Here is a 23152-nt window from a genome sequence, read left to right on the forward strand (position 1 = left end):
GATACTTGCTCAGATAGTTCCGCTTTAGCGTTAGGTCATTATTAATATTCCGCATAACTTTTAGCTTACATAGTATAAAGCTAATTCTGTTACCGAATTAATAAACCTTTACAATTGCGAGCCTGCCGGCAGGCAGGCTCGCAATGACAGACAGTAAAGCCAATCCCACTCAGGTAAAAAAATGGCGACAGGTTTTCAAACCCATCGCCATACATAATAACAATTCTACATCGGCCTTACGGCCATCAACCACTACTAATTATTCAACTTCAACGTACCTTCTTTACTTTGTAACATCTTACGCAAATTATTCAGCGCGTAACGCATACGGCCCAAAGCGGTGTTAATGCTCACTTCGGTAATATCGGCAATCTCTTTAAAGCTCAGATCACCATAATGGCGCATTATCAATACCTCTTTTTGTTCAGATGGTAAAAGGTGTATCAATCCTTTAAGGTCGCGGTGGGTTTGTTCGCGCACCAGCTTATCTTCAATACTTTCATCATAACGACCCAGCACTTCAAAAATATCAAAGTCGTCGCCATTGTTAATTACCGGGGTACGTTTTTCTCTTCTAAAATGGTCAATAACCAAATTATGGGCAATACGTATCACCCATGGTAAAAACTTACCTTCCTCGTTATAGCGCCCGGCTTTAAGGGTATTGATAACCTTAATAAACGTATCCTGAAAAATATCTTCGGCAAGGTACTCATCCTTAACCAATAGATAAATGGAAGTATAAATTTTTTGTTGGTAACGGCGTATCAGTTCCTGAAGGCCTTTTTCATCGCCGCCAATATAAAGATGGATCAAATCCTGGTCACTAGTCTGTTGGAAATCCATAGAATTACTACTTTAAGTCTAAATTAATATACGAAATTTTATAAAGTAGAGTTGCTATCTATAGGGGAAATATTTTAGTGAGTAAATTCGTTATTCAAATGAAATAAATATTTTGACAATCTGCAAATAATAAAATACTTAATTCTGATTTTTAAACCAGCTATAAGCCATATTTTTGCAAATGCTAAACAATTTAAGAACATTGTTCTTATTACACAAATATTTAAGGTTTTTTAACATTTAGATGAAGATAGAAGCAGAGCAGGATTCGCATAAAAACATCATAATAAAGGGCGCCAGGGTACATAATCTCAAAAATATGGACGTGGCCATCCCTAAAAATAAACTGGTTGTAATTACAGGTATGTCGGGTTCGGGCAAATCATCACTCGCCTTTGATACCCTTTATGCCGAGGGCCAGCGCCGCTATGTAGAGAGCCTTTCATCATACGCCCGCCAATTTTTGGGTAGAATGAACAAGCCCGATGTTGATTACATCCGTGGTATTGCCCCGGCCATCGCCATTGAGCAAAAGGTAATTACATCAAATCCACGGTCAACCGTAGGCACATCAACCGAGATCTACGATTATTTAAAATTATTGTTCTCGCGCATAGGCCGTACCATTTCACCGGTATCTGGTCAGGAGGTTAAAAAAGATACCGTTACCGATGTGGTAAATTTTATTGGTGCTTTGCCCGATGATACTACCGTTACCGTTTTATGCCCCTTGCACCCGCATAATAACCGCAGTTTAAAAGAAGAGCTGGCCGTATTAATGCAAAAAGGCTTTGTCCGTGTGGAATATCGCGGCAAGTTGGCCCGTATAGAGAGCATGCTCGAAGATATTGAGGTAGGTAACGAAACGTTGAAAGACGATGAAGAGCTTAAAATAGTTATTGACCGTATCAACAAAAACGGTGAAGAAGAAACCCTGAGCCGTGCTGCAGATAGCGCCCAAACCGCTTTTTTTGAAGGTAAAGGCGATTGCTATGTGCGATACCAGTTGCCTGATGGCGAAACAGAAAAAGAACAATTCTTTTGTGATAGGTTCGAGTTAGATGGAATGCGTTTTGAAGAGCCATCGCCAAATTTTTTCAGTTTTAACAACCCTTACGGCGCTTGTAAAAAGTGCGAAGGTTACGGCAAGGTAATTGGCATTGACGAGGACCTGGTTATCCCCGATAAAAGCAAAACCATTTACGAAGGAGCTATTGCCCCCTGGCGCGGCGAAAAAATGCGCGAGTGGAATGATAAGCTGGTTAAGGAATCATTAAAATTCGATTTTCCTATCCATCGCCAATACAATCAATTAACCGATAAGCAGCAGGAATTGTTGTGGAAAGGCAACAAACACTTCCGTGGATTGGATGCCTTTTTTAAGGAACTGGAAGAGCAAACTTATAAAATACAATACCGGGTACTGCTATCCCGCTATCGTGGCAAAACCAATTGCCCGGATTGCAAAGGCAGCCGTTTGCGTCAGGATGCATCTTACGTTAAGATCGATGGTAAATCCATTACCGATATTGTATTAATGCCGCTGGATAAAGCTTATGAGTTTTTCCGCGATTTGAAACTGAACGAGCACGATCAAACCATTGGTAAGCGTTTACTTTTAGAGATCATTAACCGGTTAAACTTTTTAAACGATGTTGGCTTGGGATATTTAACCCTGAACCGTTTATCAAACACCCTTTCGGGAGGTGAATCGCAACGGATCAATCTGGCTACTTCTTTAGGTAGTAGTTTGGTGGGGTCTATTTATGTATTAGATGAACCGAGCATTGGTTTGCACCCACGCGATACACAAAAGCTAATTGGCGTATTAAAATCTTTACGGGATGTAGGGAACACAGTAATCATCGTTGAGCACGAAGAAGAAATTATGCAGGCCGCAGATTACCTGATAGACATTGGCCCCGAAGCCGGAACAAATGGCGGTGAATTGATATTCACCGGAACATATACCGAAATATTAACCGACGACCATAGCTTAACAGGCAAATACCTAAGCCGCCGCGAAGAGATAGCCATTCCAAAACACCGCCGCCCCTGGACCGATTTTATCGAGATCAAAGGCGCACGCGAAAATAATTTGCAGAACGTTACCGCTAAATTTCCTATCGGGATACTAACGGTTGTTACGGGTGTATCAGGCTCAGGCAAAACAAGTTTGGTTAAACGCATTTTAGCACCGGCCATCCAAAAAGCATTGGGCAGCTATACGGGAGAACAAACCGGCAGCTACGATAGCATTGAAGGTGATTATCGTAAAATTGAACAAGTTGAACTGGTGGATCAAAATCCGATTGGCCGTTCATCACGCTCTAACCCGGTAACTTATGTTAAGGCCTGGGACGAGATCCGTAACCTGTATTCATCACAAGCCACAGCCAAAGCAGCCGGATTGAAACCATCAGCATTCTCGTTCAACGTAGAGGGTGGCCGTTGCGATACCTGCCAAGGCGAAGGCGAGGTGAAGATAGAAATGCAGTTTATGGCCGATATATTTTTAACCTGCGAAACCTGTGGAGGCAAACGCTTTAAACAACACGTGCTCGACGTTACCTACAACGAAAAGAACGTTGACGATGTACTGAACATGACCATTGACGAAGCTTTGGAGTTCTTCTCCAAAGAGCCGAAGATCATCAGCAAAATAAAACCGCTGGTTGATGTTGGTTTGGGCTATGTACATTTAGGACAATCATCAAACACCCTATCCGGCGGCGAAGCACAGCGGATCAAGCTGGCGTCCTTCCTGGTGAAAGGGAACAACGCCAACAAAACGTTGTTCATTTTTGATGAGCCAACAACCGGTTTGCATTTTCATGATATCAAAAAGCTGCTCAAATCATTCGATGCTTTAATGGAACATGGCAATACCATTATCGTAATTGAACACAACATGGACGTGATTAAATGCGCCGATTGGGTAATTGACATTGGCCCCGAAGGTGGTAACTACGGCGGTAAAGTAGTTTTTGAAGGCACACCTGAGAATTTAATCAAAGAGAAAAATTCTCACACCGGGAAATATTTAAAGGAGCGATTTAATTAACGCATTTTATCCATTCGTCATTGCGAGGAACGAAGCAATCGCAAGGAGGCAAGGCGGACTTGATTAGTTCGCGATTGCTTCGTTCCTCGCAATGACATATTTAGAATTAAATGGGATTAAGCGCACAATACGCTCTTATTACTCCACAAACCTATTAGCTTTCAAATACCTGGCAAAGCCGGTCGAAAACTCCTCAGAGCCATACCTGTTCAGGTGAAACTCATCCGAAAATTTTTGTGGCTGGCTGTTAAATCGCGCATCGGATGAGTAATCCAAAAAGGTAACATTGGGATACTTTTTAGTGATATCGACTACTAACTTCTTCTCCAGCGACTGATTATCCAACTCAAACGGGTCCTTCAAAATTGTTGGCGATATTACCACAACAGTTTTAATGTTGTATTTAGCCGTGTTATCTAAAAACTTTTTAAAATAGGCTATTCCCTTCTCTTCCGGAACTTCTTTGTTCACTTTAATACGCTGATACCTTGCCTGCATCCTTGTGGTATATTCAGCTAAATACGCCGGAGTCATTACACCTTCAAGCGGCAAGTAACCTGCACTATCCTTTTTTGCCGACTTAGGGAACAGCGCATTGGTAGCCAAAATAAATATGGATGAGTTATACGGGTAAACCTTCGACATTAGCTTATACCGTTCAAACTCGCTCACCTCACTAATATAAGGCACCAGCTCTTTATGCTCATCGCAATACGGCAATAGTATGGTTAGCTTTTCGTATTTAGATGGGTTGTTAGCCAACTCCCAGGGGTTGATATCTAAAATGATCAGTTTGGGTTTATGGCGATTTAGCGATACCTCTTCAACCGCGGCAGAGTAAGGTATCATTTGCCCATCACGACCGGAGTTATAGCAGGTTAAGCCCAATTCTTTTGATATAATAGTTGTTGAATAATGCCTCACCGCACGCGAGCTGCCAAACACCATTACATCGGCGCGGGCGCTATCAATGGCATAGGTAGTTTGGCTAAACTGCCCTACCTGTTGATTAAAATAGGCCGTTTTAAACCCATAACCTATCAACCGGTCGAGCACAAATAACAGCACGCAAAAAGCAGTCAGGCGAAACAGGAACTTTAATACCAATCGTTGTCTCATTAAAATTGAAAATAGATAAACTGTCCGCCGTTAAACACACCCAGTATCAGCAATAAAAACACGGTAAGCGCTATTGATCCCCAACGCACCACAATATTGCGCGATGTGAACCAGTTGAACCTTTGTGGTATAAACTCCATTTTGTACTCCACCGCGAATAGTATCGCGATAGCCAAAAGCGAGTGCGCGAAGTTGCTTACCCCATCGCCCATGAAAGGCCTCGCGCCAAAGCTTTTTAAATTGCGGATAACAGTAAACGCATCCCCCACCGAATTAGCCCTGAAGAATATCCAGGCGAAGGTTACAAAGCCTATAGTTATTACTGTATTACCCATCCGGGTGATGGTATTGATAAACTCGTTTTCGGATTCCTTACGGAGATAAGGCTTGATAATTACATATACTACGGAATATAAACCATGTAGTGCCCCCCATATAATATAGGTATAGTTTGCACCATGCCATATCCCACTCACGGCAAATATGATGAACAGGTTTAAATAGCGCCTGCCGGTTGACACCTTGCTTCCACCCAACGGTATATACAAATAATCGCGAAACCAGGTTGAGAGCGAGATGTGCCACCTGCGCCAAAAATCCTGAATGTTTGTTGCAAAATAAGGGCGATTAAAGTTCTTCATTAAATCAAAACCCATGGTTTTGGCGCAACCGATAGCGATATCGGTATAACCCGAAAAATCGCAATAGATCTGTACCGCGAAGAATAAGGACGCGATAACAATGGTAGTGCCGTTATGCAGATCGGGATTGTTATAAACCGAGTTAACAAATATGGAGAGCCTATCGGCAATAACCAGTTTTTTGAAAAAACCCCAAAGCATCATCTTCAAACCCGATGTCATCAGCTGATAGTTGAAGGGGTATTTGGTATGCATCTGGTACAGAATATTCTGCGGCCTTTCTATCGGCCCTGCAACCAGCTGCGGGTAAAACATTACGTATAAACTGTAAATACCAAAATGCTTTTCGGCCTTATGATTACCCCGGTACACCTCAATGGTGTAACTCATGGCCTGAAAGGTGTGGAACGATAAACCTATGGGTAGCAGGATAGTTAAGTAAGGTATTGGGTTATGCCAGTTAAACTCGTGGAAAATGTAATCAATATTTAAATTGATAAAGTTGAAATACTTAAAGAAAGCCAGTATCCCAATATTGGATATCAAACTAACAACGAGCAGTAGTTTTCGCTTTCGGGGGTCTTGTTCCTTCTCAATATATATCCCTGCAATGTAGTCTATTACAATAGTAAAACCCAGTATTAAAATATAAATGGGCACAAAAGCCATATAAAAATAGCAACTGGCGGCCAGCAGTATTACCCACCTAAACCTGTAAGGGCAAACAAAATATAAGGTGGTTACAAGTATGTAAAATAGCGCAAACGCAACAGAATTAAATAACATACTGCTTTAAAAGAGATTTAACATGGTGCAAAATAATCAAATTAGTACATAAACACCAATAATACTTCTACGTAAACACTGCTTATTAGTTGAATTTATTTCCAAAAAAATTGCAACATGTTTTTTAAGGGTATCGTATAAATGCCTAACCAACTTTTTATTGACTGGTTCACCTAACCGGTTTATTATTTTATCCTAAACTAATTATTATGAGAGCTATCTACCACATGGCTTCTGGTAAGCTATCGTTCTTTATCATTCTGTTTACGCTTGTTACCCAGCTTTGTTTTGCGCAAACAGTGCAGCGTTTAAAATTTTCGGGCTTTACGGTAAGCAAAAACACCGGGCAAGATTATTCCCCCTGGCTTAGTGACGGCCTGGATACACTGATACAAGCCGTATGGTCAGGTAATTCTGTGTATGTAGATATTACACTCAAACTAGCAACACCCGGTAAAATAACCAAATTATCCCTTTACGATTACCAGGGTGTTTTTTTATTACAACCTGCTTACATTTATGCTTTAAAAGGCACTAAAAAAACATTACTCACCAAGTTCTTCGGCCCAAGTTACATGACCTGGGAAAATCACACTTATGATGTACCTGTTGATGCTGATGCCATCATTGTTCATAAATACGGTAACAACATACCACAAAAAGTATTGATTTATGGCTATCCTAACATAACAACTCCGCCGGTTACTGTACCTGTAACGCCACCTGTAGTTAAGCCGGATAGCATTGTCAAAATACCTATCACAGCAAGCCGCTGGTACCAGCTCAACAACGTAAGCAATGGCCTGGATGCTTTAACAGATGGTGTTACTGATGTGGATGTAAACACCGGCTGGGGGAAACTTATAGATAACTTTGATGCCGTTTACCCCGTTGCCGATGGCGAAAAGATCACCCTATCCAAAGTTAAATTTTTTAGCTATCACGGCGGTTTGGATAAACCCATGACGCTAGCCATCATTAACAGCAAGGGCCAGCGCATAAACGTTGGGGTATTCAAAGGTTTTCAATATTTAACATGGTTAGGTCCGTATCCAGATAGAGCAACCGATGGTGATGCGAAATTTAATCTGGACAGCACCATAACGGATATCAAATACCTGGTGGTAAACAGCAACAGTGGCTACCCTACCGAAATGGAATTATATGGTACTTACAAAGCGCCAACTCCTATCGCGCCTATGGTGCAAAGGCCAACCAAGCTTAAACAATTTTTTGGCATAAACGCCTTCGAGTGGAATTTTGAGAATGGAGCTATTGATCCTACCAAGATAGATCCCGACCAGATCAAGGCGCTAAAATCATTCACCCAGGTTAGGCATTATATGGATTGGGAAAAACTGGAAGCCGATCAGGGTAGCTATACCTATAACCCTACCCGCAATGGTGGTTGGAGCTACGATGCCATGTACCAGTTTTGCAAGGATAATGGCATTGAAGTGTTGGCCGACTTAAAGCAATTGCCAGGTTGGATGGTGGACAGTTACCCTGATAGCTTGAAGGATGGCGAGAATGTTCCGCTAAAGTATGGTAAGGATTTTTCCGACCCGGCATCTTACATAGAGCAGGCCAAAACGGCCTTTCAATACGTGGCCCGTTACGGTTCAAACGCGCAGGTTGATAGTACATTATTAAGTGTGAACGGCACCCAGCGCTGGACGGGCGACCCGGTTAATGTGATCAAAAAAGGAATGGGCCTGATCAAATACATTGAGTGCGATAACGAGCGCGATAAATGGTGGAAAGGCCGCAAAGGTTTCCAAACCGCTTATGAGTATGCCGCCAACCTATCTGCTTTTTACGATGGTAATAAAAACACCATGGGCCCCGGCGTGGGTGTAAAAAATGCGGATGCATCTATGAAAGTGGTGATGTGCGGTCTATCACACGCCGACCCGGGCTATGTGCGCGGCATGGTTGATTGGTGTAAACAGCACCGTGGTTACAAAGCGGATGGCTCAGTAAACCTTTGCTGGGATGTGATCAATTACCACCTCTACTCAAACGATGCCAACAGTTCGCAAAACGGAACATCAACACGTGGCATGGCACCGGAGGTTGATTCGTTCACCGGAAAATCAGCCCGCGATTTTGTTAAGATGGCGCATGAGGTAGCCGGCGATATGCCGGTTTGGGTTACCGAAGTTGGTTATGATCTGAATCAGGGCAGTCCGTATAAAGCTATCCAGATAGGCAATAAAACGCCTATCCAAACCCAAGCCGACTGGATTTTACGTTCCTCATTATTATATGCCCGTAACGGTGTGGACAGGATCTTCTTTTATCAGATGTATGATGATAACGCGCTTAATCCTATCCAATTTGGCTCGTCAGGTTTGATCAATGATGATAAAACTCGCCGGCCTGCAGCTGATTATATGTATCAAACTAACAAACTTTTAGGCGAATACACTTTTAAACAAACTTTAAATAGTGATCCAATTGTTGACAAATATGATTTGAATGGTAAATCGGCTTATATTCTGGTTGTACCGGATGAGAAAGGAAGAACAGCCGATTATTCGCTCGATCTGCCGGGAGCAGATTCCGCCAAAGTTTACACCCTGAAAATTGGCGCCGATAGCATGGACATGCAATATGCTAAAGTAATAAACGGCAAACTCCAACTAACCGTTACCGAAACACCCATATTTGTTATCCCGGTTATGGGCGCCGTTGTAACAGGGCAAAGCCTAAATGCATTACCGGCGAATGTTGATACCAAAGGATTAGTAACTCCTACAGGTGTAAATAAAACTGTTACCCAGCTAAATACCTTAAAGTTATACCCTAACCCATCGGTTGGTTATGTAAGCGTGGCCTTTAACAGCCCTGATGTGAAGAACAGCGTTAACGTGCGCATTTATAATGAGCAAACCGGCAGAATATTCTCAAGCTTTACGGATGCCAAAAGCACCCTTGATTATTCAAAACTAATCGACATGTCGGGCGTAACGATGGGTGTATATGTGGTTGAGATAAAACAAGGTAGCAATACCATGATGAAAAAATTGATCAGAATAAATCAATAGTAAAAACTAATATTCAGTTCAAGTTCGAAATGTTGTAAAACAAAAGCCCTGCTAAAAACTTAGCGGGGCTTTTGTTTCATTTATTATATAATGAGCACAAGGCACGTAGGGCCCTCGCAATTGATATTCCGGAAAAGCTGGAGGGTACACACTCACCGAAGGTTATATTTTAGTTCCAATATTGAATCTCATTTTTATATAAGATGCGTTATCCTGCCAATAGGTTGCACGCGAAATACAAATTATTTTTGAAGCATCGTAACAACCTATAATCTCTGTAAACAACAATAGCATTTGTTTTTATTCGTTACTTTTGAAAATGAAGCATTTTTTGAGATCCATTTTAGCTTTTGCCTTTTGCCTTTCCGCTTTAATTACCCAAGCATCGTCCATATTATTGCCGATGGACGAAACGCAGAAGGATCACCTAAAATCGTACGGAATAGCTTTCTGGACCTTAAAAAATAACGAAGAGGTAGACTGGCTACTCAATTACCGGGGCGGCAGCTTTATGATGAAGTATGATGCCAACATTGAAAAAGAATGTAAAATACGCGGAGTTAGCTATGAGGTTATACCCGAAGCCCGGGTAAACGCTATTATTGCCGAAGTGAGTGATCCATCGGTAAATATGGATGTGGTTAAGTTGCTCAAAGCTCCCAAAATGGCCGTGTACTCTCCCAAAAGTAAACTACCCTGGGATGATGCCGTTACCCTGGTTTTAAAATATGCCGAGATACCTTATGATGTGGTTTATGATGAGGAAGTAATTAAGGGCGACCTGCCCAAATATGATTGGTTGCACCTTCACCATGAAGATTTTACGGGCCAGTATAGTAAGTTTTACCAGGTTTATCACTCTTACCCCTGGTATGTTGAAGATGTAAACAACCAGGAAGCTTTGGCAAAAAAACTGGGCTTTAAAAAGGTATCGCAAATGAAACTGGCCGTAGCGCAGCACATTCGCGATTTTTGCGCCGGTGGTGGATTTTTGTTCGCGATGTGTTCTGGTACCGATACGTTCGACATAGCCCTTGCGGCATCAAACACCGATATTTGCGAACGCATGTTTGATGGTGACCCAGCCGACCCGGACGCGCAATCAAAACTGGATTTTACACAAACCTTCGCTTTTCAAAACTTTCACCTGGATAATAACCCTATGTCGCACTCGTTCAGCGATATTGATGATACCCCCACAAGACAAGTGGAGCGCGAACGTGATTTTTTCACTTTGTTTGATTTTTCGGCTAAGTGGGATGTGGTAGCCAGTATGCTTACGCAGGATCATGATAAGGTTATCAAGGGGTTTATGGGCTTAACAACTGCCTTTAACGCCAAACTGATTAAGCCAAGCGTTACGGTTTTAGGTGAAGCCAAAACTATGAACGAAGTACGCTACATACACGGCGAATTTGGCAAGGGCCAATGGACGTTCTACAGCGGCCACGACCCCGAAGATTACCAGCACAAAGTTGGCGACCCGCCAACTGATCTGAGTTTGCACCCTAATTCACCCGGTTACCGGTTGATTTTGAATAACGTGTTATTCCCGGCTGCTAAGAAGAAGAAGCAGAAAACGTAGGGGAAGAGAATCAAGAAGGAGACTCAGGAATCAAGATTAAATCATCAAATTTCAAATCTTGATTCTTGCATCCTGATTCTTGAGTCTATCCTCGTTAATCGTAAAAATTCCATAACACGCCGAATTTTAAAATAGCATCGGGCATTGGGTAGCGGTTTACGGTGTAGTAACCATTGCTGAGTAGGCCCTGGTTCGCATAATCATACATCAGGAATAAATTGGTACGCTTAAGCGTGGCTTTAATAAAAACTGTACCAACCGGGTACGATGAAAATTTAACTGCCGGTCCGTTATAAAACTGACCCAAACCTACCGCGTACGATGGCGCAACAAATGGCGAGTTGTAGCGCACATTTAAACCTATATTAGTATTGAGCACATTGAATAACAGTTTGCCATAATACAGGCTACTATAGGTGTATAATTCGGGAGTGCGCAAAGTATTCTGATAATCGGTTTTTTGGTAAACGGCAAAGTTATCAAAGTGCCAACGGCCAAAAGACAGGTTTTTACTTACGCTTATCTTTAACAAATTAATGGGTGCAACCTCTTGCGTTGGTGTGGCATCAATACCATTTGGCTGTGCGGTAAAATATAGGTAGTTGTTGATCAAAAAGTATTCGGCCTTTATGTTAAACTGCAATTTATCGTTAATGTAAGTAAACGATGCACTGGTGGTTTTAACGTTCTTAAAATTATTTTGCCACCTAAAATGGTTACTATCCCAATTGGTATAAATTAACGGCGGCGAACTGTTTTGGGTATAGGCTTCCATAATGATCTTACCGATCTTATCCCCTGCCGATAAATTTAACTTGGCATCGTATAAATAGTTACCAAAATCCCGGCCCTGAACAATCTGCTGAAAATCGGCATCCAAGCCCATCTTATCGCTAAAACTGTAGCCTAATTTAGCTTTGAGTGTAATATCCTGAAAGGTTGTTCCCTGTTTTTTATCCATCTGCGGTAAGCCCGTTCCTGATTGCCCTTGCGTGGTTAATGTATCACGTACCCATTGCGAGTAGCTATAATAATCATGACGGATACCCAGATCAAGCTTGGCTTCGTTCTTCACAAACTTTACCGATTGGCCACGCAGATAAAAACTATACGAAAACTCGTTTTGTACATGCAGTAAAGCCAGCGAATCTCGCGATATACTTTTGTCATAATAATAGTCAGGAAAAACTTTATAATTATCAATATCATCCTGCTGAAACTTGTACTTACGTACATTATAGTAAAGCGTATAGGCAATGCGCTGCGTAGGTAATACTTTTGAGTTGGCGTCATTATTTAAGGTATCAACACGTCCTAAATAATAAAACTGCTTAATGTAAACGCCATTATCGCGTATGTTATCGCGGGTGTTGGTCAGCCTTATCGGGATACCATTTTTAGCCAAAGCGGCATTACCTGTAAAAACCGTATCGCTGGTTATTGAACCATTTTCGGGAGCTTTAAGGTTGTTGAAGAAAGTGTTTGCCAACAGATTGTACCGCTTGTCTTTTGATTCGTACCAGGTAAAAAAAGCGGCATTAAGGTGATCGGGCTTTTGCCGGGCATATAAACCATCAGACCCTATCTTGTTATAATTTAAACCCACGTTCCAGTTGGGCAAAATATTTTGCGTGTGGCTCAGTTTAAATAGCTGCTCAATTTGCCCGCCGCTCACCAAATACAAACTGGTTAAGGGCACACGCGCTTTGTAATATAAAATATCTTCGGGGTGCAGCAGATAGGCATCCATATAATGTTGCCCAACATCAAAGCCAATATTTTTACTCGGCTCAAACAGCATATCGCGCTCTGCCAAACCCAGGTTACCTAAACCAATTTTGGGGCTGTGCGGCTGGTAAAGCGGACTATAATTCTCAAAGTTTGCCAAGCCCGTATCCAAAGGAAAAATCTGTGTACTATCGTTTAGTAAACGCTCGTTGGTTATTTTAATGTACTTTGAAGAGAAGATGACCGTATCCTTTTTTTTCTCTTCCTTTTTACGAAGAGAATCCAGCATCTCATCATCAGTTAAAGTTTTGGTTACTGGCGTAGTATCGCGCATGCGGTTACGGTTATCTTCGACAGTATTGGTTTGGCGCGTAAATTGGGCGTGTGCAACCTGTACCGATAAGCATATTAACAGCAGCAGTAAATATTTAACCTTTTTTGTTATCAAAGCGCGGCGATCAGTTCTTTTAATATCAGCGTAAGCTTGGGTTCGGCTTCGGTTGCTACCGATAGTATTTCTTGTAATGATACGGGTGTTAAGTTAGCATGAAAACCTTCATCCGTTAATACCGAAATAGCAAAAACGGGGAGCCCCATATGGTTGGCTACAATTACCTCGGGTACAGTGCTCATCCCCACAGCATCGCCACCTATAATGCGTAAATATTTGTACTCGGCACGGGTTTCTAAATTAGGGCCCGTTACCGATACATAAACACCTTTGTGGCAGGTAATATTGTTGTCTTTAGCAATTTTCAACCCTTTTTCAATCAGATCATGACGGTAAGGCTCGCTCATATCCGGAAAACGCGGACCCAATTCAACATTGTTATTGCCGATAAGCGGATTATCTGGTTGCAGGTTAATGTGGTCTTCAATCACCATCAGGTCACCCTTTTTAAAATCGGGATTTAATGAGCCGCTGGCGTTTGATACGAAGAGGGTTTTAATGCCCAGCATTTTCATCACCCTTACCGGGAAGGTAATTTGCTGCATGCTATAACCTTCGTAATAATGTAAACGGCCTTGCATAGCCACTACATTTTTACCAGCCAGTTTACCAAATATTAATTTACCGGAGTGAAACTCCAGCGTTGAAATAGGAAAATCGGGAATGTTGGAGTACATCATTTGTTTCTCTATCTCAATTTCTTTAACCAGGCCACCAAGTCCGGTTCCTAAAATGATACCTATTTCGGGTTCAAAATCGCCAATGCGGCTTTTGATATAACTTGCGGTTGATTGTATGTTATCTAACATATTCTTTCATAATTTTATCGAACACGGCTTGCTGGTTATTTAAAAACTGAACCTCAATTGGTATTACCAAAACGGGTAGTTGTTTTATGGTTGGCAGCAGTGTGTGTTCTCGTAAACGTTGTATATCCTTTTCTGTTGTAATAATTAGTTTTTTATCTGCAGGGCAGGCATTAAACTCATCGGCAAGTTTAGTAATATTTTTTAAGCTAAACTGATGATGATCGGGATAATTGTGATGTATTACCTGTTTAGTATGCTTTTTAACATGATTTAACAAGGGTGCAGGATTGGCTATCCCGGTGATCAAAAACACGGTAGTATTCTGGTAAATTAGTGCTGCTGAGGTATTATCATCCATATCGCGCAAAGCTGCATAATTGATGGACGTAAAAAAAAGTTGTTGATGGCTGAATGGTTTAATGCGCCCTTTAATACGCTCCTGCACAGTAGAAGTTAATGTATCGGGGCATTTACTGATGATGATAATATCACCTCGTTCTCTCCCACCGAAGGGTTCGCGCAGGTTTCCTGCCGGGAGCATAAAATGAGGTTCAAATATCCTGCTGTAATCAAACAACAAAATACTAAAACCCGGTTTAACGGCCCGGTGCTGATAAGCATCATCTAAAATAATAAGATCGTGATCTGTTTTTAATTGATCGACCCCTACTACCCTATCCTCACAAACAGCCACAGTAATATCCGGAAATTTTTGCTTGAACTGGGCGGGTTCATCGCCTATTTCAGTAGCACTGGCAGTAGCAGTGGCAAGTATAAAACCTGTTGTTGTACGACCATAGCCACGGCTTAGGGTTGCCAGTTTGTGGTCGGCTTTAAACAGGCGTACTAAATATTCAGTCATTGGGCTTTTGCCTGCGCCGCCTACATCGAGGTTTCCGATCGAGATTACAGGCAGATCAAAAGCCGTGCTTTTGAATATACCTGCATTATAGCACCAATTACGGATGATGATGATGCATCCGTAAAGCCACGAAAAGGGTAATAAAAACCAGCGCAAGTATTTCAACATAAGCAAAGGGCAAAGATAGACCGTTGATTTTATTGATTACTATGATTGCGCTGATTTTATTAGATATTGATTTAGTCGGTTAATGTTTTTTACCAAGCTTTATGGCGGTAAACCAACTGATACTTAGCGTATGGTTATTTTCAACCACCTGCCTTAAATCGGGCAGTAGATTACGTTGTTGTACGTATTGGTACATATAGCCAACTTCTATTTTGCCGGTTTTGCCGGTGTTTAGGCCCAGGCCTGCACCAAAACGGTTTTGATCGAAGGTGTTATATTTTACGTTCTCGCCAAAGTTGATAAATACTTCATCATAAACGGGCAGATACAGTTTGGTGGTTTTGTTTGCATCTTTTGTGATGGGGATAACCGCGCGCAGCATATAACGGAAACGGTTTTCGTACCGGGTATTGGTGAAGGTACCTAAACTGGCGTCGCCAAAAAAGCGCTGTTCTAACCTTAAGCGGCTAACTACATCAACACTCCCGGTTTTTTGGGTGAGTTGAAATTGCTGCCAGATGCGGTGTTCGGGGAAAGCTACCTTGGCGCTTGGTATTTCGCCGTAAGGGTAAGTTTCTACATAAGCATATCCCGCTGTAGCGGATAGGTTTGCGTTGATGTTATAAAAAATACCCGGCCTTAATAGCAACTGCTGCCATTTGTTAAAACCATCGTTACGCCTGATCTGTACCTCGGCGTGAATACCAAATTTATCGTTCAGTGATATCTGACTGTTGAGCACCGTCCAGGCATGGAAATTTGTGGTGTTGTACCGGGCCGTTTGAGCCGAAAGTTTATTGGAAAATATGGATAGAATAAGCAATACCGTTAGTATTGCCTTATTTTTTTGAATAAGCATAATAAGTTAATAAAGCCGGATGTATGGGAACATCCGGCCTGGGTAAGTAAAACAATTTGAGTATCGGCTAATTAAGAGCTTATACCAACTCTGGTTGGGGTTTGGTATCTTGTATTTGCAGATCGTGCAGCATACCGTCGGTCAAATCATAAACCCAACCATATATGTTTAGTGGCTGGCCGCGTTTTAAAGCATCTTGTACTATAGCTGTCGATTTTAGATGATGGATCTGCTCTTCCACGTTTAATTCAACTAAACGACGGTGTTGCATTTCCGGGTCAGCAATGGCTTCCAGCTCGTCTTTGTGGGTACGATATATTTCACGAACGTGACCCAACCATTGGTCAAGCGTGCCATTAGTGCCTCCGGCAACCGCGGCTTTAATACCACCACAACCGTAGTGACCACAAACAATAATGTGTTTAACCTTTAACGCTTCTACAGCATATTGCAGAACCGACATAAGGTTAGGATCGCTCGGTATAACCTGATTGGCTATGTTACGCTGACTGAAGATCTCGCCGGGTTGAGCCCCGGTGATCATTTCAAGCGGTGCACGGCTATCAGAACAACCTACTATTAAATATGGTGGCGACTGGCCCGCGCTTAACTTAGAGAAGTAGTTAATATCCAAATGCAATTTATCGGCAATAAACTTGCGGTTATTGGCAAACAAGTCTTGATAGTTTTGATGGCTGTGATCATGGTCGTGCTCATGATCGTGTGCTATTACTTCGCTTTTAGCTTCTAAAAACGAGTAATGATCCTTTAATCCGGTGATGGTTACAGATATGCGTTGCTCAGCAGCTCTCACTTTAAAATCCTGCAAAATTTCGAGGCAATCCTGTTCAATATAGCGGGTTTGGCTGGCATCTATCCAAACGCTTGTTCCTGGGGTAACATTGTTAAAAAACTCGTTCAAATGGGCTTTATTCAAAAAGGTTACCTGTTCTGATAATACCAGGCGTTTTACTTTACCCTTGGCGCTATCCGTTTCGGTAGAGAAGATCAGATCTTTAGTAGCATTAACTAAAATGAATACGATACTTACCGCCATACCTATTAAAACACCTTTAAGTAAATCGGTTAAAATAATAGCTACCACAGTTATTACAAAGGGTGTGAACTGGTTCCAGCCTGCTTTGTACATATCGGTAAACAGTTTAACCTTAGTTAACTTGTATCCTACCATAATTAATACAGCAGCCAAGCTGGCTAATGGTATCATGTTCAATATTCCTGGAATAAGTATAACGGTAACCAATAACAATATACCATGAAATATAGCCGAGAACTTTGTTTTTGCGCCCGCGTTTACATTGGTTGCACCGCGTACAATTACCGCGGTTAAAGGGATACCACCTATTAAACCGGATATGGTGTTACCTACACCTTGTGCAATTAATTCGCGGTTTAAAGGGGTTGAGCGCTTTTGCGGATCCAATTTATCTACAGCTTCTATACTCAACAAGGTTTCTAAGCTGGCAACAAAGGCGATGGTTAGGGCGATGGTCCAAACGTCGGGATTGCCTACCTGGCTAAAGTTTGGAAACTTTAATACAGTGGCAAAATCACTAAGGCCGGATAGCGCCGGAATTTTAACGAAGCTGTTTGTTCGCAGGTGCCAGGCATCGGGCATGGCATTTAAACCTATTGATACCAGCACGCCTAATATTACCACAACCAATCCACCAGGCAGCGATTTGACTTTTTTAAATGCCGGAGTATCCCAAAGTATCAGGATAGCCATTGATATCAGGAAGATGACACTGGCACCTATGTTAAGTTTAGATAGCAGGTGAATTATCTCGCTAAAGGTATTGTTCTGATCAGCCTGTAAAAAGGTAAAATCACCCTCTGCATCGGCATCATAGCCAAACGCGTGAGGAATTTGTTTTAGTATCAGGATGATGCCTATCGCGGCAAGCATACCCTTAATTACATTGGATGGAAAGAATAAGCCAACTTTACCGGCCTTTACCACGCCCAAAACAATTTGGATGGCCCCAGCTAACATTACGCTCAGTAAAAAGGTTTCGTAAGATTGTAAAGTAATGATAGCTGCCGCTACAATGGTTGTTAAACCAGCCGCCGGACCACTCACGGCCAGTTGCGAGCCACTTAAACTGCCTACTATAATACCGCCGATTATACCGGTTATAACACCCGATAATAAAGGCGCGCCACTGGCCAGGGCAATGCCTAAACATAGTGGCAATGCTACCAGGAAGACCACCAAACCCGACGACAGGTTGGCTCTGAATGTATTTTTAAATGCTAATGTGTTCATTTGAATTGAAATCTAAATAGTTTGGATCAGCCTATATCATATCCCATAAGGGAGTGATAAAAGCAATAAATTAATTATTTAACCGGGATGAAAAATCACGGCAAAAGACTCCGGGACAAGTGGATACCTGCCTTGCGTTAAGCAAAAAGAAGATCTATTGATTCAATTAAACGAGTGGTGGTCGGAATACTTCGTTTACGTGGGTACGTTCTTTACCGGATTGGTAAAGGTGGAACAGGGTTTGGATAGAATTGGCGCTGAAAATGAGATGGGCAACGTGATCATGCAAAAGCATTTTACATTCTTCTTTTACCGATTTGCCAAATTCTTTTTCGCCCTCTTTTTCAGCCTCTTTGTTGTTTTGATCGTCCTGATCATCAATGGCAACATCGGCCATTAAATTTACCTTGTCCGATCCGGTACAAAAAGAAGTGATATTGGTGATTAAGTTGTGGGTAACCTTAGGCACCGCCTTTAAGTATGGAAACACAGGCTCAACCCTCGCCATGAAAAAGGCGAAGAGTAAAAAGTAAACCATGTATTTTTTGATACTCATTACTGCGAAGATAGCGAACAAATGTTAATTTAAAAACCTCAAATATGGCTTTTGTAATAAGCTGACATAAAATATACTATTTAACGGCAGGGCAATTATTTAGTCGAAAACGTTAAATTAGCCTAAACATTATCTCATGAAAAAATTCTATCTCCTCTTTATCCTTCTGTTTTTCATCGCCGGTAAGGCTTACGCACAAAAAAGCGATAAAAAGTTACAGGCTAAAATTGAGGACCTTACCAAAGATTTTAAGGGAATCGTTGGCCTATATGTACAGAATTTAAAAACAGGTAAAGTGGCTATGCTTAACGCGGATACGCTGTTCCCTACGGCGAGCATGATCAAGGTGAGCATACAATGCGGATTAATGGATAAGGTTGAAAAAGGCGAATTGAAATATCACCAAAAGCTGGGTTACCGCGATTCGTTACTGTACGCGGGGGAAGATATTTTAGGTTCGTTTAAAAACGGGGATTCGATAGAATTAGGTAAAGTGGCTATGCTGATGATCACGATGAGTGATAATACGGCAAGCTTATGGATCCAAAAACTGGTTACGGGCCAACACATTAATGATTGGCTGGGGCAAAATGGTTTTGAAAGTACCCGGATCAACTCGCGCACACCCGGAAGGCAAGCTATGCAAAGAGCTTATGGCTGGGGTGTTACATCGCCCAAAGAAATGTGCCGCTTGCTGACCATGATACAACAAGGCAAAGCGGTTAGCCCTGCGGCGAGCGAGCGCATGTACCGCAACCTGATCCGGATATATTGGGATGGGAACGCGTTATCTCAGATTCCACCTTATATACAGGTAGCTTCCAAATCGGGCGCGGTTAACGATTCACGATCGGAAGTGGTGATGGTGAATGCGCCGCATGGGGATTATGTTTTCTGTATCATCACCAAAAACATTAAAGACCAAAGCTGGCGGCATGATAATGAGGCATCGGTACTGATCAGGAATTTATCGGCCATGCTGTGGCACTATTTTGAGCCTAAGGATAAGTGGGTGCCTGCTGTGGGGATGGAGAAGTATTGGTAACAAGCGAGTTATTCAACCAGTTCCAAATCTTCAATCCGCTCAAAGTGTTTTTTATTGAGTGTTACAAAAGGCAAGTCATTGCTTATAGCTATAGCAGCAATAAATAAGTCGGCGGTGTCTATTTGTTTATTTATGAGTTTTAACTTGTTGTTGATAGTAACAGCAACCTGTGCAGCTGATTGATCAAACGGAAGTACAATAATTCTTTGAAGCAAATCCTTCCAATATTCATTTTGTTGAATTGTTGCACCAGAGTAAATCTCATATTCAGTTACTACACAAATACAAAATTCATAACCACGATCTAATAATTCTATAAGTTTAGTTTTGGATTTATCTTTCTTTCTAAAATAGTCGATTAAGATAGAAGTATCTGTTAATACTATTTTGTCCGCCATTGATTAATACCTTTTCTGGTTTCCTCGATAGCATCAAGCTGGTCTTTTGAAAATACAGGTCCTTTTAATAAAAACGTTTTTAAATCGTCTTTTTCCGTTTCAAGCTTTTCCTTATTTATTTCACGCTTAAGCTTCAATAGTTGAGCTTTGGGCAAAGCCTTCACTAATTTAACCAATTGGTCAAAACCTATATCAACTTGTAATTGCATATTCAAATTTAAGATTTTTCTGATTGATAATATAATGAATTAAATGCAATTTTTATTACAACCATTTATGGAATTACAGTTTGCCCCGGCATCTGTATAGTATAAACCAATATTTATGGAAGCTTTTCAAAACATTCAGCTATCTTTTAAATGTCCCAAAGCATTGGACGAATTACAACCTTGCGGTGGTGGCTGGCACTGTAATAGCTGTAAACAAATGGTTTTTGATTTTAGGGGTATGAGCGAGGATGAAATATTAGAAATCTTTAGACAAAGCGGCAAACCTTTATGTGGCATGTATGATGCCAACCGTATTAAAATAGCGCCACAAAGACCTGAATGGTATAGGTTAGCATCAGCGGCTATGTTATTATTGGGTTTAAACGCTTGTGATAATCATGTAAAAGGAGAACCACTATTATACCAAGGCAAAAACGTGGTTTTGAGAACAGACACTACGCAAAAAGATATGATTTTTGGTGGTATATCTGAAATTGACCCGTCATTCCCTGGTGGCGAAACTGCGTGGACAAAATATTTGAGTCAAAAATTAAAATATACCGGAGAATATAGAGGAAAGGTGTTTACTCAATTCGTGGTTGAAAAAGATGGTTCGTTGAGCAACATTAAGATAATTAGAGGTGGCGAAAAATTATTAAACGAACAAATTATCAATTTGCTTAAAAATGCACCGCATTGGAGGCCTGGTATACAAAACGGTAGAATCGTACGTGTGCAGTATACCTTACCATTTAATTTATAGATACGAATAATTAATCACCTAATTCTCACAATTATCTATCCGGTTAACGGGGCATTACAAAATCCTTATCTTTGCAATCTTATTATAACTGACATGCTTAAAGGATTTTTTAATGTGCCCACACCGCATAATGAGCCGGTGCTGAATTATGCTCCGAATAGTGCAGAACGTGCCGCTTTAAAGGCTGCCCTTGCCGAAGGCCGTTCAAAAGTAACCGACATACCCATGTACATTGGTGGTAAGGAAGTACGTACCGGGAATACCGGAACCATTCGCCCGCCACATGATCATCAACATATTTTAGCTAATTTCCATATTGGCGATGCATCTCATGTTAACGCCGCTATTGATGCCGCCATGGCCGCTAAGGCGGGATGGGAAGCTTTAGCCTGGGAAGAGCGTGCGGCCATATTTTTAAAAGCTGCCGATTTATTATCCGGACCCTACCGCGCTAAAATTAACGCGGCTACTATGCTTGGTCAATCTAAAAACGCTTACCAGGCCGAAATTGACGCGGCTTGCGAGATGGTTGATTTTTTGAGGTTCAATGTAAGTTACATGTCCGAAATTTATGCGCAACAGCCTCCCGTATCTCCAAAAGGGATATGGAACCGTGTTGAGCAACGCCCTTTGGAGGGTTTTGTATTCGCTATAACGCCATTTAACTTTACGGCTATAGCGGGTAATCTGCCAACTTCGGCAGCTATGATGGGTAATGTTGTAGTTTGGAAACCGAACGATACCCAGGTTTATGCCGCCAATGTTTTGATGCAGGCCTTTATTGAAGCTGGTGTTCCGGCGGGTGTAATTAACCTGATCTATGTTGACGGGCCAGTTGCGGGCGATATTATATTCAGTCACCCTGATTTTGCGGGTGTTCACTTTACAGGATCGACCGCGGTGTTCCAGAATATCTGGCAAACTATTGGTACCAACATTCATAAATATAAAACCTACCCGCGCATTGTGGGTGAAACCGGTGGTAAAGACTTTGTGCTGGCCCACCCAAGCGCCAATGTTGATGTAGCTGTTACCGCTTTGGTACGTGGCGCTTTTGAGTACCAGGGGCAGAAATGTTCGGCAGCTTCGAGGGCTTACTTGCCAAAATCACTATGGCCTAAAATTAAGGAAGGTATGCTGCGTGACCTGTCCGAGATCAAGGTTGGCCCGGTTGAGGATTTCGAGAATTTTGTGAATGCCGTTATTGATGAGAAATCGTTTAATAAACTGGCTAAATATGTTGATGCCGCCAATGCCGATAGTAAAGTTGAGGTAATAGCCGGTGGTAAATACGATAAGAGCAAGGGCTGGTTTATTGAGCCAACCGTTATTGTTACGCAAGACCCGCATTATGTTACCATGTGCGAAGAATTATTTGGCCCGGTATTAACGCTTTATGTTTACGATGATGCTGAGTTTGATAAGGTATTAGGCATTATAGATACTACATCTATCTACGCCTTAACGGGATGTATCATTTCGCAGGATAGGTATGCTATCGCACAGGCATCGCATGCCCTACGCAATGCTGCCGGGAACTTCTACGTGAACGATAAACCAACCGGAGCCGTAGTTGGTCAGCAACCTTTTGGTGGTGCCAGGGGTTCTGGAACTAACGATAAGGCTGGTTCTATGATCAATTTATTACGCTGGGTTTCACCGAGGACAATTAAGGAAACTTTTGATTCGCCGAAGAGTTATAAGTATCCGTTTTTGGATAAGGAATAGCCCCCCAGCCCCCTAAAGGGGGAGTTTTTGAAAAGCATATTAATAGCGATGGGTTTGAAACCCAGCGCTATTTTTTGTTTATACGGATTGAATTTTGTATATTGTAGGGAATGAGAGCGAGAGGAAAGATGCAGAATTGAGATTTTGAAACACCCATATTTACTCATGTGTGTCATTGCGAGGTACGAAGCAATC

At 41.7% G+C, this 23152-nt stretch carries 17 protein-coding genes; 6 read left to right on the plus strand and 11 right to left on the minus strand.

From position 1 onward, the window contains the following. Positions 1–255 precede the first annotated feature (255 nt). Positions 256–846, minus strand: a complete 591-nt coding sequence (locus ABIN91_RS23495) for a sigma-70 family RNA polymerase sigma factor (RefSeq protein ID WP_348054064.1) — start codon at positions 844–846, stop codon at positions 256–258. A 244-nt stretch (positions 847–1090) separates the two neighbouring features. Between ABIN91_RS23495 and uvrA the strand changes: the two genes are divergently transcribed. Then, positions 1091–3910, plus strand: a complete 2820-nt coding sequence (gene uvrA / locus ABIN91_RS23500; RefSeq protein ID WP_348054065.1) for an excinuclease ABC subunit UvrA — start codon at positions 1091–1093, stop codon at positions 3908–3910. Between the two features lie 138 nt (positions 3911–4048). Here the strand turns inward: uvrA and ABIN91_RS23505 are convergent, their stop codons facing one another. Further along, positions 4049–5029 (minus strand): hypothetical protein, encoded by a 981-nt coding sequence (locus ABIN91_RS23505; protein ID WP_348054066.1) that lies wholly within the window; start codon positions 5027–5029, stop codon positions 4049–4051. After that, positions 5029–6456 carry an MBOAT family O-acyltransferase gene (locus tag ABIN91_RS23510; protein WP_348054067.1) on the minus strand — a complete coding sequence of 476 codons (1428 nt, stop codon included), beginning with the start codon at positions 6454–6456 and terminating at the stop codon, positions 5029–5031. Before ABIN91_RS23510 ends, ABIN91_RS23505 begins: the two co-directional genes overlap by 1 nt. 209 nt (positions 6457–6665) lie before the next feature. Here ABIN91_RS23510 and ABIN91_RS23515 point away from each other — a divergent pair, with 209 nt between their 5' ends. Together ABIN91_RS23515 and ABIN91_RS23520 are read left to right on the plus strand one after the other, a co-directional pair. After that, on the plus strand, positions 6666–9506 hold the full coding sequence (locus ABIN91_RS23515) for a T9SS type A sorting domain-containing protein (protein ID WP_348054068.1): 2841 nt from the start codon (positions 6666–6668) through the stop codon (positions 9504–9506). Between the two features lie 319 nt (positions 9507–9825). Then, positions 9826–11091 (plus strand): asparagine synthetase B, encoded by a 1266-nt coding sequence (locus tag ABIN91_RS23520; protein WP_348054069.1) that lies wholly within the window; start codon positions 9826–9828, stop codon positions 11089–11091. A 94-nt stretch (positions 11092–11185) separates the two neighbouring features. Here the strand turns inward: ABIN91_RS23520 and ABIN91_RS23525 are convergent, their stop codons facing one another. From ABIN91_RS23525 to ABIN91_RS23550, 6 genes are all read right to left on the minus strand, one after another. Then, on the minus strand, positions 11186–13267 hold the full coding sequence (locus ABIN91_RS23525; protein WP_348054070.1) for a putative porin: 2082 nt from the start codon (positions 13265–13267) through the stop codon (positions 11186–11188). Further along, entirely contained in the window at positions 13264–14079 is an 816-nt protein-coding gene (locus ABIN91_RS23530) for a purine-nucleoside phosphorylase (protein WP_348054071.1), read from the minus strand. Before ABIN91_RS23530 ends, ABIN91_RS23525 begins: the two co-directional genes overlap by 4 nt. Further along, entirely contained in the window at positions 14069–15109 is a 1041-nt protein-coding gene (gene lpxK / locus ABIN91_RS23535; RefSeq protein ID WP_348054072.1) for a tetraacyldisaccharide 4'-kinase, read from the minus strand. The genes ABIN91_RS23530 and lpxK overlap by 11 nt, the downstream gene beginning before the upstream one ends. A gap of 79 nt (positions 15110–15188) precedes the next feature. After that, a complete protein-coding gene (locus ABIN91_RS23540) occupies positions 15189–15968 on the minus strand; it encodes a DUF2490 domain-containing protein (RefSeq protein WP_348054073.1) in 780 nt (259 codons plus the stop codon). A gap of 79 nt (positions 15969–16047) precedes the next feature. After that, complete coding sequence (locus ABIN91_RS23545; protein WP_348054074.1) at positions 16048–18258, minus strand: SulP family inorganic anion transporter; 2211 nt, start codon at positions 18256–18258, stop codon at positions 16048–16050. A 166-nt stretch (positions 18259–18424) separates the two neighbouring features. After that, positions 18425–18814, minus strand: a complete 390-nt coding sequence (locus ABIN91_RS23550) for a hypothetical protein (RefSeq protein ID WP_348054075.1) — start codon at positions 18812–18814, stop codon at positions 18425–18427. A gap of 136 nt (positions 18815–18950) precedes the next feature. On the opposite strand from ABIN91_RS23550, the gene ABIN91_RS23555 reads away from it, so the two are divergent. Continuing rightward, positions 18951–19859, plus strand: coding sequence for a serine hydrolase (locus tag ABIN91_RS23555; RefSeq protein WP_348054076.1), 909 nt, complete (start codon positions 18951–18953; stop codon positions 19857–19859). An 8-nt stretch (positions 19860–19867) separates the two neighbouring features. On the opposite strand, the gene ABIN91_RS23560 is transcribed toward ABIN91_RS23555, so the two are convergent. Continuing rightward, positions 19868–20257 carry a type II toxin-antitoxin system VapC family toxin gene (locus tag ABIN91_RS23560; RefSeq protein WP_348054077.1) on the minus strand — a complete coding sequence of 130 codons (390 nt, stop codon included), beginning with the start codon at positions 20255–20257 and terminating at the stop codon, positions 19868–19870. Next, entirely contained in the window at positions 20242–20466 is a 225-nt protein-coding gene (locus tag ABIN91_RS23565) for a hypothetical protein (RefSeq protein WP_348054078.1), read from the minus strand. The genes ABIN91_RS23560 and ABIN91_RS23565 overlap by 16 nt, the downstream gene beginning before the upstream one ends. Before the next feature lie 115 nt (positions 20467–20581). On the opposite strand from ABIN91_RS23565, the gene ABIN91_RS23570 reads away from it, so the two are divergent. Both ABIN91_RS23570 and pruA read left to right on the plus strand, forming a co-directional pair. Next, positions 20582–21229 (plus strand): energy transducer TonB, encoded by a 648-nt coding sequence (locus tag ABIN91_RS23570; protein ID WP_348054079.1) that lies wholly within the window; start codon positions 20582–20584, stop codon positions 21227–21229. A 93-nt stretch (positions 21230–21322) separates the two neighbouring features. Continuing rightward, the gene (pruA, locus tag ABIN91_RS23575; protein WP_348054080.1) at positions 21323–22957 is read left to right on the plus strand and encodes an L-glutamate gamma-semialdehyde dehydrogenase; all 1635 of its coding nucleotides are present in this window, start codon (positions 21323–21325) and stop codon (positions 22955–22957) included. Positions 22958–23152: the final 195 nt, after the last annotated feature.

This window comes from Mucilaginibacter sp. (assembly GCF_039921305.1).
Taxonomy (GTDB): Bacteria; Bacteroidota; Bacteroidia; order Sphingobacteriales; family Sphingobacteriaceae; genus Mucilaginibacter.

Excerpts from the sequence above, each read along its gene's own strand:
- ABIN91_RS23495 (WP_348054064.1), bottom strand. The coding sequence starts at position 846 with ATGGATTTCCAACAGACTAGTGACCAGGATTTGATCCATCTTTATATT.
- uvrA (WP_348054065.1), top strand. The coding sequence starts at position 1,091 with ATGAAGATAGAAGCAGAGCAGGATTCGCATAAAAACATCATAATAAAG.
- ABIN91_RS23505 (WP_348054066.1), bottom strand. The coding sequence starts at position 5,029 with ATGAGACAACGATTGGTATTAAAGTTCCTGTTTCGCCTGACTGCTTTT.
- ABIN91_RS23510 (WP_348054067.1), bottom strand. The coding sequence starts at position 6,456 with ATGTTATTTAATTCTGTTGCGTTTGCGCTATTTTACATACTTGTAACC.
- ABIN91_RS23515 (WP_348054068.1), top strand. The coding sequence starts at position 6,666 with ATGAGAGCTATCTACCACATGGCTTCTGGTAAGCTATCGTTCTTTATC.
- ABIN91_RS23520 (WP_348054069.1), top strand. The coding sequence starts at position 9,826 with ATGAAGCATTTTTTGAGATCCATTTTAGCTTTTGCCTTTTGCCTTTCC.
- ABIN91_RS23530 (WP_348054071.1), bottom strand. The coding sequence starts at position 14,079 with ATGTTAGATAACATACAATCAACCGCAAGTTATATCAAAAGCCGCATT.
- lpxK (WP_348054072.1), bottom strand. The coding sequence starts at position 15,109 with ATGTTGAAATACTTGCGCTGGTTTTTATTACCCTTTTCGTGGCTTTAC.
- ABIN91_RS23540 (WP_348054073.1), bottom strand. The coding sequence starts at position 15,968 with ATGCTTATTCAAAAAAATAAGGCAATACTAACGGTATTGCTTATTCTA.
- ABIN91_RS23545 (WP_348054074.1), bottom strand. The coding sequence starts at position 18,258 with ATGAACACATTAGCATTTAAAAATACATTCAGAGCCAACCTGTCGTCG.
- ABIN91_RS23550 (WP_348054075.1), bottom strand. The coding sequence starts at position 18,814 with ATGAGTATCAAAAAATACATGGTTTACTTTTTACTCTTCGCCTTTTTC.
- ABIN91_RS23555 (WP_348054076.1), top strand. The coding sequence starts at position 18,951 with ATGAAAAAATTCTATCTCCTCTTTATCCTTCTGTTTTTCATCGCCGGT.
- ABIN91_RS23560 (WP_348054077.1), bottom strand. The coding sequence starts at position 20,257 with ATGGCGGACAAAATAGTATTAACAGATACTTCTATCTTAATCGACTAT.
- ABIN91_RS23565 (WP_348054078.1), bottom strand. The coding sequence starts at position 20,466 with ATGCAATTACAAGTTGATATAGGTTTTGACCAATTGGTTAAATTAGTG.
- ABIN91_RS23570 (WP_348054079.1), top strand. The coding sequence starts at position 20,582 with ATGGAAGCTTTTCAAAACATTCAGCTATCTTTTAAATGTCCCAAAGCA.
- pruA (WP_348054080.1), top strand. The coding sequence starts at position 21,323 with ATGCTTAAAGGATTTTTTAATGTGCCCACACCGCATAATGAGCCGGTG.